The sequence below is a fragment of the Actinacidiphila sp. bgisy144 genome, assembly GCF_057708105.1.
Genome location: NZ_JBYIRM010000007.1, coordinates 19,557 through 34,274, shown reverse-complemented (window position 1 = coordinate 34,274; position 14,718 = coordinate 19,557). Strand labels below are relative to the sequence as shown.

Genomic DNA, 14,718 nt, shown 5'->3' with positions numbered 1-14,718 from the left:
CCGATAGTCTGTCGACTTATGCCGACAACCCGCCAATCGGCCGCGGAGCCGCCCGAAAGGCCCGCGGCACCGGCGCCGGGCGGGCCCGCGCCCCGCCCGCTGGACGGTCCCACCCGCCACGAACTGCTGCACCGCGAGCGCATCGACTGGCACCACCACGCCGTGCACCAGCTCATTCACCCGAGCAGCGGTGTGCTGCGGGTGTCCACGCCGCTCGGTGCGTGGGTGGTGCCGCCGCACCGCGCGGTGTGGATTCCGGCGGGGGTGCCGCACGCGCACGAGGCGCACGGCCGCACCGACATGCGCACGCTGTCGTTCCCGCCCGGACACGGGCCGTTCGGCGACGACCGGCCCACCGTGGTCGCCGTACCGCCGCTGCTGCGCGAAGTCGTCGTCGCCCTCACCGAGCCGCCCGGCGGCGCCCACCCGCCCTACACCCCGGCGCAGCGGGCCGACCTCGAACGCGTCGCGCTGGTCCAACTCCGCCGGGTCGAGGCGCTTCCGCTGCATCTGCCCGCGCCCGCGGACGACCGGCTGCGGGCCGTCGCCGCGCTCCTGCGCGCCGACCCCGCCGACCCGCGCACCCTCGCGGAGTTCGGGGCCGCGGTGGGGGCCGGCGAACGCACGCTCAGCCGGCTCTTCCAGAGCGAGCTGGGCATGACGTTTCCGCAGTGGCGGACCCAACTCCGGCTCCACCACTCCCTCACGCTCCTCGCGGGCGGGCGGTCCGTCACCTCCACGGCGGGCGCCTGCGGCTACGCCAACCCGAGCGCCTTCATCGAGGCCTTCCGCCTCACCTTCGGCACCACTCCCGGGCGGGGCCGAGCCCGACCCCCCGGGCGCCCCAACCCTGCCGGCTGAGGGACCACCTCCCGGTGGGGGGTTCCCTCCGGGGTGGCGCCTCCTGCGGGTGCCGGGACCTTGCGCCCGGTAACTGGCTGGTCGCGCAGTTCCCCGCGCCCCTTCGGGCGCGGGCTTCTTCCGCGGAAGGACCCGGGCGTATCCAGGGGCGCGGGGAACTGCGCGACCAGCCACCGCGGACCGCAAGATCCCGGCACCCCACAGGACGAGGCACCCCCCGGAGGGAACCCCCCACCGGCAGGTGGTCCCGAAACAGCAGGTCCGGGGGCACCCGGGAGGGTCCGGTTGCCGCGGTCCCGGGGACCGCTCAGCATGAGGTGACAGGAGGTCGTCTCATGGGCCTTTACTTCGTGAACGCAGCCGACGAACTGGTGGGGGAAGCACTGGCCGGTTTCGCCCGAGCCCACGCGGAGCACATCCGCTGGGACGAGCGCGACGGCTACGTCCAAGCGCTGGAACCGGCGCCGACCCGCAGGGTCGGCCTCGTCTCGGGCGGCGGTTCGGGCCACGAACCGCTGCACACCGGCTACGTCGGCACCGGCATGCTGGACGCCGCCTGCCCGGGCCGCGTCTTCGCCTCACCCCACAACCGGCAGATCCTCGCCGCGTCGCGCGCCGTCGCGGGCAGTGACGGGGTGCTGCACGTGGTGAAGAACTACACCGGCGACAAGATCAACTTCGGTATCGCCGCGGAACGCCTCGCCCGGGAGGGCATCGCCTGCGGCCGGGTGCTGGTCGACGACGACGTGGCGACGGAGTCCGACGAGGTCGCCACGGGCCGGCGCGGCACCGGCGCGACGGTCCTGGTCGAGAAGATCCTCGGAGCGGCCGCCGACACCGGGATGGGCCTGGCGGACCTGGTCGCGCTGGGCACGGACGTGGCCGCGCGGTGCCGCAGCATCGCGGTCGCCTCCGCCGCCCACACCTCGCCCGCGACCGGCCGCCCCGCGTTCGACCTGCCGCCGGGCGCGGTGGAGTACGGCGTCGGCATCCACGGCGAGCGGGCCCGCCACACCCTCGCGGAGCGCTCGCTGCGCGACCTCGCCGAGGACATGGTGGCCGCGCTCGCCGGCTCCCTCGACCTCGGCCCGCGCGCACAGGTCGTGCTCCTGGTCAACGGGCTGGGCGGCGTCACCCGGTTGGAGCTGTACGCGGTGCTGGGTGAGGTGACCCGGCTGCTGGACAAGCGCGGCGCCGCCACCGTACGGACCCTCGTCGGCGACTACGTGACCGCGCTGGACATGCGGGGCTTCTCGCTCACGCTGCTGGCCGCCGACGACGCCACGCTCGCGTACTACGACGCCCCCGCGTCCGCCCCGGCGTGGTGCGGGCGACCGCGGGCGGGCTGACCGCGCCCGCCACCGGGCGCCCGTACGGCGGGCGCCCGTGGGCCGGCGCCAGTACCAGGTGCCCACTGCCGTGAGACCGCACCGGGCCCGGTGCGACCAGCGGGCAGGCAACGACGGGAGACGCAGCGATGCTCACATCAACCGACACCGGGTTCCCGGAGTTCTCCGAGCCCTTCCGCCCGGCCGACCTCACCGGGTTCACCGACGGGTGGGTGCGCAGATTCGCCGCGTCCGCCACCGCCACCGAGGCCGAGCTGACGGCGCTCGACCAGCAGGTGGGCGACGGCGACTTCGGGGCGAACCTGGTGGCCGGGCTCCAGGCCGCGCTGCGCCGGCTCGGCGCGTCGGCGCCCGCCTCGGCCGCACCGGCCTGGCCGCTGGAGGCGGCGGCCTCCGCGTTCCTCGACGAGGTCGGCGGCACCAGCGGCCCGCTGTTCGGGCTGCTGCTCCAGGAGATGGCGGCCGCGGTGGCGGCCGGGGACGGCCCGCCCGCCGTCGCGCTGGCGACGGGCGCCGGCGGCGGGCTGGCCGCGATCCAGCGGGTCGGCGAGGCCGCGGTCGGGGACAAGACGCTGGTCGACGCGCTCGTGCCGGCCTGCGCCGCACTGACCGCGCGGGCCCGCGCGGTGCCGGGCGACCCGAAGGCCGCCACGGCCGCCGCGGCCGCCGCCGCGTGGGGCGGTGTCCGCAGCACCGCCCGCCTCACCGCCCGGCGCGGGCGCGCCAGCTACCTCGGCGAACGGGCGGCGGGCGTGCCCGACCCGGGGGCGGTCGGGATCGCCCTGCTCTTCGCCTCGGCAGCCGAGGCGGTGCCCACCCTGACGCCGTATCTGGCCTGACACGGCGCCGGCCCGGCGTGCCGTCGGGTCCGGCACGGCATCCGGTCCGGCGCCGTACCCGGCCGGATGCCGGGGCAGGGCCGGCGCCGACGTCGGCCCTGCGGCGGGTGGGAGGCGGGCGGCGGCACGGGGACGCGGGGCCGCCCGCCGGTCAGGGGGCCGCCGTCAGCGGGCGGACCAGGAGAAGATGTTCGGGTCGTCGAGTGAGGCCACCCAGATGTCGACGGTGGCCGCGAGGTCCTCGCCCGGCCAGGGGCCGACGCCCATGGTGCGCAGGCCGGCGCGGGTGGCGGCCTCGATGCCGCAGGCGGAGTCCTCGACGGCGAGGGACTCGGCGGGGTCGGCGCCGCACAGGCGCGCGGCGACGAGGTAGACGTCGGGGGCGGGCTTGGGGCGGATGCCGGGCCCGGGCACCACGATGTGGTCGAAGTGCTGCCGGAGGTTGGCGGTGCGCAGGCAGGTGTCCACCACGTCGAGCGGGCAGTTGCTGGCGACCGCGAGGGGCGCGAACTTCGCCGCGTTGGCGACGAGTTCCCCCGCGCCGGGCATGGTCTGCGGGTCGTCGGCGACCAGGGCGCGGAAATGGTCCAGCAGCCGCTCGGTGACTTCGCCGCCGAGCTCGGGCCGACCGGATTCGTCGGCCATCAGCTGGCCGCATTCCGTGTAGTGCAGGCCCTTGCTGCGCTCGGCGAAACCCTCCGCCGGCGTGAGCCGGAAATCACGGAGCGTCAGGTCGCGGGCGTCCTGCCAGTGCCGTTCGGTGTCCATCAGCGTGCCGTCGCAGTCGAAGACAATCGCCGTCGGGGTCCACGAAAAGAGTGGGTGAGGAGTCATGGGGGGAAGGTCCGTTCGAGAATGCCTGAAAGCGCGTGGGAGAGTCGTCGGTAATACGGGCCGACAGGCGGCTGCGCGCTGTTTCGTCAGGCAGGCGCGGGCTCTCGACGGGCGCGTCCATAAATCCCGCGGACTTGGCGGAATGCGGAGGGGACCGCCGAGAACATATCGATCATTACGTTATGGACGGCTGTGCACGGGAGTCAAGCGAATGCAATAAGTCACACCGCGTGTCGTCGGTATCCCAGGACGCCGTAGGCGGTGCAGGCCGCGCCCTGGCGGACCCGGAACACACATGTGCGGTGGTGCGGCACGGGTTCGATCCGGGCCGGCGGCGCGAACTCGGTGAAGCGGGTGGCCACCAGGCGGCCGCTGACCGGGCGCAGCAGCGTGCCGCCGCTCGCCTCGGCCGCGGCCTGCCGGGCGGCCTCCAGCAGCACCATCCCCGGCACGTGGTCGCTGGCGTGGTCGAAGAAGAACGGGTGGCGCCGGTCGGCCGGTTCGACGGCCAGGGCGCCGCCGCGGCGGGAGATCAGCACGTCGCCGCGGCCGGCGACCGCGAGCGCGGCGGGCGAGGGGCGGCTGTCCGGCGCCGCGGCCACCGCGGGTGGCGCGGGGTCGCGGTGCCGGTCGCGCACCAGGGCGTAGCCCTCCCCGTCGAGGAAGCGGGCGCTGCCGCCGGCCCGGGCGAACTGCCGCCCGCCGCACGCGTAGTGGACCTCCAGCCGCAGGCCGGTGACCGCGCCGCCGGCGTCCCGGCGGACCGCGCCGACCTCGACCGCGCAGGTCACCTCGGTGGCGCCGTGCCCGACCCGCGGCTCCCGGCCGGGCGCGAGGGCGAAGTACAGGTCGCCGATGAGCAGATGGGTGTCCGGCGCGACGCCGAAGTAGCGCAGCGGCAGGTAGATGCCCAGCTGGCGGAGCGTCTCGGCGACCAGCAGCGGGCTGTGCAGGTCCGAGCCGTCGCGCGGGAAGGTGGGGTGCGAGCGCGGCCAGCAGGCGGCCGCCGCGAACCCGCCCGCGCGGTCCGGCCGGACATCCGTCAGCAGTACCTCGGCGACCGACGAGCGGTGCACCATTTCCCGGGCGACCGTGCGCGACCAGCTCAGCCCCGGCGAATCGTTCTTCCCGGAATTCCGTGGGAAACCATCCACGACCGAATGATTCATACCATAAGAAGAACTCACGTCCGGCTGATTCGCACGTGCGTCGTCCGCCCCCGGCGCGGTTCGGCGTTCGCGACGCGCTAGATTGCCGTGGTCGGCGACGAAGCGGCTATCGGGGTGAATGTGCAGGGGCGAGCGGAGACGACGCGCAGGTGTCTGGTGGAGGCGGCGGCGCGGCTGTTCGACGAACACGGTTATGCCGGCACCAGTATCAGCGACATCAGCGCGCTCTCGGGGCGGACCAGCGGTGCGATCTACTTCCATTTCGGCAACAAGGAGCAGTTGGCGCTCGCCGTGGTGGAGGCGCACTTCGCCACCTGGCCGGCGATGATCGCCCGGGTCCGGGCGGCGTACGACTCGGCGCTGGAGAAGCTGGTGGCGCTGAGTTTCGAGGTCGCCCGCGCCTTCCGCGACGACGTGGTGGTGCGGGCCGGGTCCCGGCTGTGGACCGAGCGCCGCGCCATCGACGCCCCGCTGCCGGCGCCGTTCCTCGGCTGGATCGACACGGTGGGCTCCCTGCTGCGGGAGGCGGACGCACAGGGCGAACTCGCGGGCGGGCTGGCGCCCGAGACGGCCGCGGTGGGCGTGGTTTACGCGTTCTTCGGGATGCACACCGTCTCCGATGCCCTCGACGGGCGGGACCAGATCGAGGACCGGCTCTACGACCTGTGGCTGCTGCTGCTCGCCGGGTTGCGGGCCAGGACCGAGGCGACCGCGCTGCTGGCGCGGGTGGGCGCGGCCGGGGGGTCCTGCCTGGCGCTGTGAGGCGGGACACGGTGGAAGCGGCCAGGTGGTCGGGTGCCGCGTGGCGCCCGGGGGGCGGGGGTGGACTTCCGGGGCGGCCGTGGACAATGATCGGCATGCCCGAGAGCCGAGCCGAAGCCCATCCCCGTTATGCCGCACTGCTCGCGGAGTGGTCCGAACTGCTGCGGCGCTGCCGGACGGCTGCGGACGACGAGCCCGACCCGGCGGTCTACGGGCGGGAGTTGCTGGCCCGGTGGGCCGAGCCGCAGCGGCGCTACCACACGCTGGACCACCTGGTCGCGGTACTGGCGCGGGTGACGGAGCTGACGGTGTACGCGCACGACCCCGACACGGTGGCGCTCGCCGCCTGGTTCCACGACGCGGTCTACCGTCCGGACCGCAGCGAGAACGAGGAGCGCAGCGCCGCGCTCGCCGAACGGGCGCTCACCGAAGCCGGGGTGGACCCGGAGCGGGTCGCGCAAGTCGCCCGGCTGGTGCGGCTGACGGTGGACCACGACCCGGCCGAGGGCGACGCGGACGGCGAGGTGCTGTGCGACGCCGACCTCGCGGTGCTGGCCGGCGACCCGGCGGCGTACGCGGCCTACGCCGCCGCGGTCCGCGATGAGTACGGCTTCGTGCCCGACGAGGACTTCCGGGCCGGCCGCGCCGACGTGCTGCGCCGGCTGCTCGCGCTGCCGCGGCTGTTCCGCACGGAGTACGGCCGTACCCACTGGGAGCAGGTGGCCCGCCGCAACGTCGGCACCGAACTGGAGTTGCTGGAGGCATAGTCCGCCGTACTCGCCCGGGTGATCGGGAGACCTGACCCTCGCGCTGGGAGGGACTGGTGTGGCACCCTTGCTCATATGTCTAGACCAATCTTCGAGGTGATCGCCCTCGGCGCCGAGGATGCCGTCGCGGCCCAGCAAGGCGGCGCCGACCGCCTCGAACTGGTCAGCGACATGGCGGCCGACGGGCTGACGCCCTCCCGCGAGACGTTCGCCGCGATCCGGGCGGCGGTGCGGATTCCGCTGCGCGTCATGCTGCGGCTGTCCGACGGCTTCGCCGCCGGGGACGCCGACGCGCTGGACGTGCTGTGCGAGACCGCGCAGGGCCTGCGGGCCGAGGGCGCCGAGGAGTTCGTGCTCGGCTTCCTCGACGCGGGCGGCCGCGCCGACCTCGACGCGGTGTACGCGCTGGTCGACGTGATCGACGGCTGCCGCTGGACCTTCCACCGCGCGATGGACCACGCCGTCGACCGCGACGCGCTGCGCCTGCAACTGGCCGGACTGCCCGGCCTGGACACCTATCTCACCGCCGGCTCCGCGCACGGCGTCGGCGCCGGGCTGCCGGTGCTGTGCGAGGAGGCCGCGCGGACCGGCGAGCCGGGCTACGAACCGGCGCTGCTGGTCGGCGGCGGGCTACTGCTGGACCACGTGCCGGCGCTGCGCGCCGCCGGGCTGACCGGCTTCCACGTCGGCGGCGCGGTACGTCCCGGCGGCTGGGCCGCACCCGTCGACGCGGCCGCCGTACGCACCTGGCGCGAGGCCATCGACGCGCCCGTCGCCGTCGGCTGACCCCGCGTCAGCCGCAGCGAGTCACCGGACCGCGTCACCCGGAGTGCGTCGCCGGACCGCGTCGCCGGACCGCGTCAGCCGGGACGCACCACCGACCGCCTCACCGGAACGCGCGCGTCGCCGGTCGGCGGGCTGCCGTGGATCAGCCCGCCTGCGCCAGCGCGGCCGGCAGCGGGGCGCTGTGCAGCACCGTCAGGCCCGACACCGCACGGGTCAGGCAGACGTACAGCCGACGCAGGCCCGTCCGCTCGTCCGGCTCGGCCGCCACGATCGCGGCCGGGTCGTCCATGACCACGTAGTCGTACTCCAGACCCTTGGCCAGCGACGCGGGGACCAGGGTGAGGCGGGCGGTCGCCGAGGTCTCCTCGCCCGGCGACAGGTACGGCAGGCCCGCGGCGTCGAGCGCGGCGGCCAGCGCCGGGACGCGCGGGTCGGCCGCGATCAGCCCGATCGAGCCCTCGTGGCCCAGCGATTCGCGGCACGCGGCGAGCACGGCCGCGTCGAGCGCGTCCTCGGCCGCCGGGCGCACGTACAGCGCGCCGGGCGACTCGCGGACCGAGGTCGCCGGCGCCAGACCGGGCGCGATCGACGGCAGCAGCCGGGACGCGTAGGCGATCACCTCGCGCGGCACACGGAACCCGCGGGTCAGCTCCTCGACCCGCGCGTCCGGCTTCCCCAGATGGGACAGCGCCTCCGCCCAGGACGCGGTCGCCCAGGGCGTGGTGCCCTGCGCGAGGTCGCCCAGGATCGTGGCCGACCCGGTGGAGCAGCGCCGGCCGACCGCCCGGTACTGCATCGGCGACAGGTCCTGCGCCTCGTCCAGCACCACATGGCCGAGCGAACCGGTGCGCTGCACCAGGTCGTTCGCCTCGTCGACCAGCACCGCGTCGGCCGCCGACCACTTCGCCCCGGCCAGCCCCCGGGCCGGCTTCGCCCACAGCAGCGCCTGCTGCTCCTCCGGCGACAGCAGCCCCTCGGCGCAGGAGGCGAGGAACTCCGGGTCGGACAGCAGCCGCAGCACCGTCTTGGCCGGGTCCACCGGCGGCCAGCACGCCTTGACCGCGGCCTTCACCGCGGCGTTGCGGGCGACCGCGTCCTGCACCCGGTCGTCGGGCGCCTCGCCGGACCGCTCCATCTGCACCAGCACCGCGTGCGCGATCCGCTGCGGCAGCGCCTCGCGGGCGGCGCCGTAGCGGATGTCGCGGTCGGCCATCTCCTGGACGATCTCCGCCAGTTCGTACGCGGGCACCCGCCAGCGCCGCGAGCCGCGCACCACCACGACCGGCTCGGTCGGCATGCTGATGCCCGAGCGGACCGCGCGCCGCAGCACCTCCGCCATGCGCGCGTCGCCCTTCAGCCGGGCGGTCCGCGCCGAATCGGTGCCGCGCACCGGGACATGGGCCACCAGGTCGTCCACGGTGGCCTGCTTGACCTGGAGTTCGCCGAGCGCGGGCAGCACCTGCTCGATGTACTGGAGGAAGGACGCGTTCGGCCCGATCACCAGGGTGCCGGTGCGGGCCAGCCGCTCCCGGTGCGCGTACAGCAGGTACGCCACCCGGTGCAGGCCGACGGCGGTCTTCCCGGTGCCGGGCGCCCCCTGCACGCAGACGGTGCCGCCGACCCCGGCGCGCACGATCTCGTCCTGCTCGGGCTGGATCGTGGCCACGATGTCGCGCATCGGCCCGACGCGCGGCCGCTCGATCTCCGACTGGAGGAGCTTGCTGGAACGGTCCGCCTCGGCGGGGTCGGACAGGTGCTCGTCCTCATAGGCGGTCAGGTCACCGCCGGTGTAGCCGAAGCGGCGGCGCAGCCGCACGTCCATCGGTTCGTTGCGGGAGGCGCGGTAGAAGGGCTGCGAGACCGGGGCGCGCCAGTCGATGACCATCGGGTCGCCGCCCGCGTCATGGACGTGTCGCCGCCCGATGTAGAAGCTCTCCCCGTCGGCCCCCTCGGCGGCTTCGACGCCCGGCGCGTGCAGGTAGTCCAGGCGCCCGAAGAAGAGCGGGGTGTCGGCGAGGTCGGCGAGCGCCTTGATCCGCGCCTCGATCTCGCCGGCGAGGATCTTGGCGTTGACCCAGTTCCCGGTGACGTCGCTGATGTCGAGCGCCTCGACGTCCTGCCGCATGGCCCGCAGCGCGGACCGGGAGGCCGACAGGTGGGCGCGCTCCCGGCCCAGCGGGTCGGCGGCGTCGGGGGAGCCGGGGCTTTCGGGGACGAGGGCCGTGGCGTCGGGCGGAACGGGCTGGTCGGGGGCGTGCGAGGGCACGGCTTGGCCTCCGGGCTGGTACGGGGGAGCGTACGGCGGGGCGTACGCGCACGGTGGTGACACGAAGGGGCCGGCCGGTTTCCGTCCGGGCGGCGGCACTCCCGTCCGGGAGGCGGCAAGACGCGGAACTATACGCCGCGGGCCGCGGCAGCACCAACCGTTTTCCGCCCGCCCCGCGCCCGCCCGCCCGCGTGCCCCGGCCCGCCGCTTTCCCCTCGGGGTGACCCTGACAGGCCGGTCAGGGTCGCGGGTCCACCCGAGGTCGCACCCGCCCGGCCCGATATCCGTCCACGGCCCGACGTACGCCGGGCGTGTGATGCCTACCGTGGAGACATGGCCTCCACCACACTCCACCCAGGTCCCACCGCCCACGGCGGCACCGCCCTCGGTGCCCGCCCCGACCAGCCGCGCCACCTCGTCGGCAACGCGCTGCGCGCGGTCAAGGTGTTCGTCACCACCGCCGTCGAGGTCGTCATCCTCGGCGCCGAGGGCAAGCGCTACTGACCCCGCCGGCGCCACGGCGCCACCCACCGCGGGTTACCGCTGAGTAGTAACCCGTGCACCCGGATGAGTACGGCGGCGCATGTGCGCCACCGCCCCGGGTCGGTGTGATGGTCGTATGAGGACGCACACCGCAGGGCACTGCCGGGCGGCCGACGAACCGGAGCCCGCCCAGCCGCACCCGTATCCGCACCCGAGCCCGAGCCCGTACCCGCAGCCGTACGCCGACCGCGACGCACGCCCTCGCGGCCCTGCCGGGGCGCTCCCGCCCCGGCCGCCCGTACCGCCGCTGCCCCCGCACCCGCCGGCCGGGGTCTGGCCGTACGCCCTGCCGCCGGAGGGCGGCGCACCGCGGCCGGAGCGCCGCAGCCTCCTCGTCCAGGTGCTGTGCACGGTGCTGTGCGTGCCCCTCCTCGGGTTCGGCGCGCTGTGCTGCGTGTTCTCGCCGTTCGCGACCGACTCGTGCGACCCGGCGGGCTGCCGCGCGCTGTTCCGGGCGATCGCGGTGAACCCCTGCGTGCTGCTGGCGTCGGTGCTGCTGCTCGCCGGCTGCTGGGCCGTCCCCGAGGGGCGGCAGGGGCGGCAGGTGCTGCGGACCCTGCTGGGCGCCGGGGCGCTGGCCGCCGCGGTGACCGCGGTCCACCTCTACCTCCACCTGCCGTCGCCGAGCTGAGCGCGGCGGATCAGGCGTCCTCGGCCGCCGCGGGACCCGCCAGGAGGTCGTCGGCGTCCACGATGCGGTAGGCGTAGCCCTGCTCCGCGAGGAACCGCTGGCGGTGGGCGGCGAAGTCCTGGTCGATGGTGTCGCGGGCCACCACGGAGTAGAAGCGCGCCTCGTGCCCGTCGGCCTTCGGGCGTAGCACCCGGCCCAGCCGCTGCGCCTCCTCCTGCCGCGAGCCGAAGGTGCCGGAGACCTGGATGGCGACCGTGGCCTCGGGCAGGTCGATGGAGAAGTTCGCCACCTTCGAGACGACCAGCACCGACAGTTCGCCGCTGCGGAACGCGTCGAAGAGCTTCTCGCGCTGCGCGTTCGTCGTCTCGCCCTTGATCACCGGGGCGCCCAGGTGCTCGCCCAGCTCGTCCAGCTGGTCGATGTACTGGCCGATCACCAGGGTCTGCTGCCCCGCGTGCCGGGCCACCAGCGCCTCGGTCACCTTCCGCTTGGTCGCGGTGGTCGCGCAGTAGCGGTACTTCTCCTCGGTCTCGGCGGTCGCGTACGCCAGCCGCTCGCTCTCGGTGAGGTTGACCCGCACCTCCACGCAGTCGGCGGGCGCGATGTACCCCTGCGCCTCGATCTCCTTCCACGGCGCGTCGAACCGCTTCGGGCCGATCAGCGAGAACACGTCCGACTCGCGGCCGTCCTCGCGCACCAGCGTCGCGGTCAGGCCGAGCCGGCGGCGGGCCTGGAGGTCGGCGGTGAACTTGAAGACCGGCGCCGGCAGCAGGTGCACCTCGTCGTAGACGATCAGGCCCCAGTCGCGGGAGTCGAACAGCTCCAGGTGCGGGTAAACGCCCTTCCGCTTCGTGGTCAGCACCTGGTACGTGGCGATGGTGACCGGGCGGATCTCCTTGCGGGTGCCGCTGTACTCGCCGACCTCGTCCTCGGTGAGCGAGGTGCGCCGCACCAGTTCGTGCTTCCACTGGCGGGCCGAGACGGTGTTCGTCACCAGGATCAGTGTGGTGGCCTTCGCCTGCGCCATCGCGCCGGCCCCGACCAGGGTCTTGCCCGCGCCGCAGGGCAGCACGACCACCCCGGAGCCGCCGTGCCAGAAGCCCTCGACGGCCTGCTGCTGGTAGGGGCGCAGCGCCCAGCCGTCCTGGTCCAGCTCGATCGGGTGCGCCTCGCCGTCGACGTACCCGGCGAAGTCCTCGGCGGGCCAGCCCAGCTTGAGCAGCACCTGCTTGATCTGGCCGCGCTCGGAGGGGTGCACCGCCACGGTGTCCGCGTCGATCCGCGCGCCGACCAGCGGCTGCACCCGCTTGGAGCGCAGCACCTCCTCCAGCACGGGGCGGTCGGTGGTGGTCAGCACCAGGCCGTGCGCCGGGTGCTTGCTCAGCCGCAGCCGGCCGTAGCGGTCCATCGTCTCGGCCACGTCGACCAGCAGCGCGTGCGGCACCGGGTACCGCGAGTACTCGACCAGCGCGTCCACCACCTGCTCGGCGTCGTGGCCGGCCGCGCGGGCGTTCCACAGGCCGAGCGGGGTGAGCCGGTAGGTGTGGATGTGCTCCGGGGCCCGCTCCAGCTCGGCGAACGGGGCGATGGCGCGGCGGCAGGCGTCCGCCTGCTCGTGGTCGACCTCCAGGAGGAGCGTTTTGTCGCTCTGGACGATCAGGCAGGACAAGGGGGCCTCCGAGGGATGGGCGAACAGACAACTGTACTTCGCCGCGCGGGTGGGGACGGGGTGCGTCCGGACAGGCGAATCTGTGCGCGGCACGAGCTTGGCATACAAGATGAACAGTCTTATTTGATGTTTTCTGCCCCCATGAATCACCAGCAGACGCATCCCCCCACGGAGCAGCGCCGCCGGGGGACCTTCCACGCTGCCGCGGCCGCCACGGCAGTGGCCGGCGCGGCGGTCATGGCCACGGCCGGCCTGCTGCTGCCCGGTACCCCGGCAGGCGCCGCCACTTCGGACGACGGCGCCGCGACCGCCGTGACCGCCGCGACCGCCGCGCGCGGGGCGGCCGCGGAGCCGTCGGACACTGGCTTGCCGAACGGCAGCCAGTGGCCGCCGAAGAGCGAGGCGCCGGCGCCGGCGACGACGTCCGCGGCGGCGTCCTCGGCGGCGGCAGCCGACGACGACACGTCGTGGCCGAACGGCAGCCAGTGGCCGAACGGGGCCGAACCGTCGTCGGCGCCGTCCGCCCCGTCCGCCCCGTCCTCCGTGTCCGACGGGTACGGCGGCGGTTCGGCCCCGAGCGACCACGACTCCACGGCGCCGGGCGGGTACGGCGGCGGTTCGGCCCCGAGCCACGGCTCCTGGCCGAGCGAGCATCCGGCGCCGACCGACAGCGAGAGCTGCCCGCCCACCGCGCCCCCCACCACGACCCCGCCGACCAAGCCTCCGACGACTCCTCCGTCGCATCACCCGACCAGGCCGCCGACTGCTCCTCCGTCGCATCACCCGACCAGGCCGCCGACTGCTCCTCCGTCGCATCACCCGACGAAGCCGCCGACTGCTCCTCCGTCGCACCATCCGACGAAGCCGCCGACTGCTCCTCCGTCGCATCACCCGACGAAGCCGCCGACCGCTCCTCCGTCGCATCACCCGACGAAGCCGCCGACCGCTCCTCCGTCGCATCACCCGACGAAGCCGCCCACTACTCCTCCGTCGGACCACCCGAGCACGCCTCCGACCACCCCGCCCACGACGCCGACCGCACCGACCTCGACCCCGCCGAGCCTCCCGGACACCGGTGCCTCGGCCCAGGTCGAGTGGGCCGCGGCCGCGGCCGTCACGGTGCTGGGCGCCGGTGGCGCGCTGGTGGTCTTCACCCGCAGGCGGGGGCGCCACAACTGACCCTGCCCGCATGACCGTTCGCCCCTCCGGCCGCCGCACGCCCCCGCGTACGGCGGCCGGTCGGGGGTAAGCGCCGCTGGGACAGTGCCTACGCGAGGAGGCCGGGTGCCGTGGCGCTACGAGTCCCGCTGTTCCGTACCGGCCGCGCCGCGCCGACGCCGGGCGCGAAGCCGAAACCGTCCCCGGCGCCGGGGACCACGCCGAAACCGAAAGCCGCACCGAAGCCGAAGGCGAAGCCCGACGCGAAGCCCAAGACGAAAGCGGGACAGCAGACCAAGGCCGGCCCGAAGCCGAAGGCCGCGCCGAAGGCGAAGCCCCGGTCCGCGGGCCGGTCGGCGGCCGCCGCCAAGCGCACCCGCAAGCCCGCCGCCGCAGCCGCGCCGAAGCCCCGCCGTATGCTCCCCGGCCGGTGGCCGCGCCTCCGCGGTGACCGGTCGGCCGGGCCGGCCGAGCGCGCCGCCGCCGCCAAGCAGGCCGAGCCCGCGGCACCCGCGCCTGACGAGGCCGCCCGCACCCCGGTGCTCCAGCGCCGCTCCGCCCTCGCCCTGACGGCCCGCGCGCTGGTCCTGGCCGCGCTGTTCGTCGGGATGGTGGGCTTCGCGGTCCTGCTGGCCCGGGTGACGCTCGTGCCCTCGCCCGCCTCCGACGCCCTCGTGCACGCCAACCTGCGGCCGGGCGCGTCGATCCGGGCCTACCTCGACCAGCCCGACCACCGCGACACCGTGAAGCAGATCGGCGGCAACGTCCTGCTCGGCGCCCCCTTCGGCGTCCTGCTGCCGACGCTCTTCCCGCGCATCCGCGGCCTGCTCCGGGTGGTCGCCGCCACCGCGCTGGTGATGCTCATGGTCGAGGCGGCCCAGGGCACGCTCGTGGAGGGCCGCGCCTTCGACATCGACGACGTCATCCTCAACACCGCCGGGGCCCTGCTCGGCTACCTCCTGCTGGGCCTGCGCCTGGGCCGCGCGCTCCACCCCCGGCGCCGCCACTGGTACCACCGCTACGGCATCGGCACGGCGGCGCGGCGCACCCCGGCCGGCCCGGAGAAGTGACCGGCACCCGAGTC

General features: G+C 75.0%; 14 protein-coding genes and 1 pseudogene. 10 read left to right on the top strand and 5 right to left on the bottom strand.

Translation table 11 applies throughout. The annotated features are described in order from the left end of the window. Nucleotides 1–18: 18 nt before the first annotated feature. The 3 genes from AC3EVP_RS10400 (at nucleotide 19) to dhaL (ending at nucleotide 3,049) form a co-directional block, all read left to right on the top strand. Complete coding sequence (locus tag AC3EVP_RS10400; RefSeq protein WP_435128325.1) at nucleotides 19–861, top strand: AraC family transcriptional regulator; 843 nt, start codon at nucleotides 19–21, stop codon at nucleotides 859–861. Between the two features lie 335 nt (nucleotides 862–1,196). Next, the gene (locus AC3EVP_RS10395; protein WP_435128322.1) at nucleotides 1,197–2,210 is read left to right on the top strand and encodes a dihydroxyacetone kinase subunit DhaK; all 1,014 of its coding nucleotides are present in this window, start codon (nucleotides 1,197–1,199) and stop codon (nucleotides 2,208–2,210) included. Nucleotides 2,211–2,338: 128 nt separating this feature from the next. After that, entirely contained in the window at nucleotides 2,339–3,049 is a 711-nt protein-coding gene (gene dhaL / locus AC3EVP_RS10390) for a dihydroxyacetone kinase subunit DhaL (RefSeq protein WP_335970754.1), read from the top strand. Between the two features lie 165 nt (nucleotides 3,050–3,214). Here the strand turns inward: dhaL and AC3EVP_RS10385 are convergent, their stop codons facing one another. Both AC3EVP_RS10385 and AC3EVP_RS10380 read right to left on the bottom strand, forming a co-directional pair. After that, nucleotides 3,215–3,883, bottom strand: coding sequence for an HAD family hydrolase (locus AC3EVP_RS10385; protein ID WP_335970755.1), 669 nt, complete (start codon nucleotides 3,881–3,883; stop codon nucleotides 3,215–3,217). A 221-nt stretch (nucleotides 3,884–4,104) separates the two neighbouring features. Beyond that, complete coding sequence (locus AC3EVP_RS10380; protein WP_435128317.1) at nucleotides 4,105–5,037, bottom strand: ScbA/BarX family gamma-butyrolactone biosynthesis protein; 933 nt, start codon at nucleotides 5,035–5,037, stop codon at nucleotides 4,105–4,107. Between the two features lie 135 nt (nucleotides 5,038–5,172). On the opposite strand from AC3EVP_RS10380, the gene AC3EVP_RS10375 reads away from it, so the two are divergent. The 3 genes from AC3EVP_RS10375 (at nucleotide 5,173) to AC3EVP_RS10365 (ending at nucleotide 7,367) form a co-directional block, all read left to right on the top strand. Further along, on the top strand, nucleotides 5,173–5,814 hold the full coding sequence (locus tag AC3EVP_RS10375) for a ScbR family autoregulator-binding transcription factor (protein WP_335970758.1): 642 nt from the start codon (nucleotides 5,173–5,175) through the stop codon (nucleotides 5,812–5,814). A gap of 95 nt (nucleotides 5,815–5,909) precedes the next feature. Further along, complete coding sequence (locus AC3EVP_RS10370; protein WP_435128311.1) at nucleotides 5,910–6,581, top strand: HD domain-containing protein; 672 nt, start codon at nucleotides 5,910–5,912, stop codon at nucleotides 6,579–6,581. Nucleotides 6,582–6,656: 75 nt separating this feature from the next. Further along, entirely contained in the window at nucleotides 6,657–7,367 is a 711-nt protein-coding gene (locus AC3EVP_RS10365) for a copper homeostasis protein CutC (protein ID WP_435128308.1), read from the top strand. A gap of 142 nt (nucleotides 7,368–7,509) precedes the next feature. On the opposite strand, the gene AC3EVP_RS10360 is transcribed toward AC3EVP_RS10365, so the two are convergent. After that, a complete protein-coding gene (locus AC3EVP_RS10360) occupies nucleotides 7,510–9,633 on the bottom strand; it encodes a HelD family protein (RefSeq protein WP_435128305.1) in 2,124 nt (707 codons plus the stop codon). 333 nt (nucleotides 9,634–9,966) lie between these two features. On the opposite strand from AC3EVP_RS10360, the gene AC3EVP_RS10355 reads away from it, so the two are divergent. Beyond that, nucleotides 9,967–10,137, top strand: coding sequence for a hypothetical protein (locus tag AC3EVP_RS10355; protein ID WP_435128302.1), 171 nt, complete (start codon nucleotides 9,967–9,969; stop codon nucleotides 10,135–10,137). Nucleotides 10,138–10,252: 115 nt separating this feature from the next. Continuing rightward, complete coding sequence (locus AC3EVP_RS10350; protein ID WP_435128299.1) at nucleotides 10,253–10,807, top strand: hypothetical protein; 555 nt, start codon at nucleotides 10,253–10,255, stop codon at nucleotides 10,805–10,807. Between the two features lie 10 nt (nucleotides 10,808–10,817). Here AC3EVP_RS10350 and AC3EVP_RS10345 read toward each other — a convergent pair whose 3' ends face one another. Together AC3EVP_RS10345 and AC3EVP_RS10340 are read right to left on the bottom strand one after the other, a co-directional pair. Then, the gene (locus AC3EVP_RS10345; protein WP_435128296.1) at nucleotides 10,818–12,476 is read right to left on the bottom strand and encodes a DNA repair helicase XPB; all 1,659 of its coding nucleotides are present in this window, start codon (nucleotides 12,474–12,476) and stop codon (nucleotides 10,818–10,820) included. A gap of 146 nt (nucleotides 12,477–12,622) precedes the next feature. Then, entirely contained in the window at nucleotides 12,623–13,195 is a 573-nt protein-coding gene (locus AC3EVP_RS10340; RefSeq protein WP_435128910.1) for a hypothetical protein, read from the bottom strand. 376 nt (nucleotides 13,196–13,571) lie between these two features. Between AC3EVP_RS10340 and AC3EVP_RS10335 the strand changes: the two are divergent. Together AC3EVP_RS10335 and AC3EVP_RS10330 are read left to right on the top strand one after the other, a co-directional pair. After that, nucleotides 13,572–13,655, top strand: a pseudogene (locus AC3EVP_RS10335) (hypothetical protein); the annotation flags it as partial. 110 nt (nucleotides 13,656–13,765) lie between these two features. After that, nucleotides 13,766–14,704, top strand: coding sequence for a VanZ family protein (locus AC3EVP_RS10330; protein WP_435128293.1), 939 nt, complete (start codon nucleotides 13,766–13,768; stop codon nucleotides 14,702–14,704). Nucleotides 14,705–14,718 lie beyond the last annotated feature (14 nt).

Coding starts and splice junctions, on each gene's coding strand:
- AC3EVP_RS10400 (WP_435128325.1), top strand. CDS start 19: ATGCCGACAACCCGCCAATCGGCCGCGGAGCCGCCCGAAAGGCCCGCG.
- AC3EVP_RS10395 (WP_435128322.1), top strand. CDS start 1,197: ATGGGCCTTTACTTCGTGAACGCAGCCGACGAACTGGTGGGGGAAGCA.
- dhaL (WP_335970754.1), top strand. CDS start 2,339: ATGCTCACATCAACCGACACCGGGTTCCCGGAGTTCTCCGAGCCCTTC.
- AC3EVP_RS10385 (WP_335970755.1), bottom strand. CDS start 3,883: ATGACTCCTCACCCACTCTTTTCGTGGACCCCGACGGCGATTGTCTTC.
- AC3EVP_RS10370 (WP_435128311.1), top strand. CDS start 5,910: ATGCCCGAGAGCCGAGCCGAAGCCCATCCCCGTTATGCCGCACTGCTC.
- AC3EVP_RS10365 (WP_435128308.1), top strand. CDS start 6,657: ATGTCTAGACCAATCTTCGAGGTGATCGCCCTCGGCGCCGAGGATGCC.
- AC3EVP_RS10355 (WP_435128302.1), top strand. CDS start 9,967: ATGGCCTCCACCACACTCCACCCAGGTCCCACCGCCCACGGCGGCACC.
- AC3EVP_RS10350 (WP_435128299.1), top strand. CDS start 10,253: ATGAGGACGCACACCGCAGGGCACTGCCGGGCGGCCGACGAACCGGAG.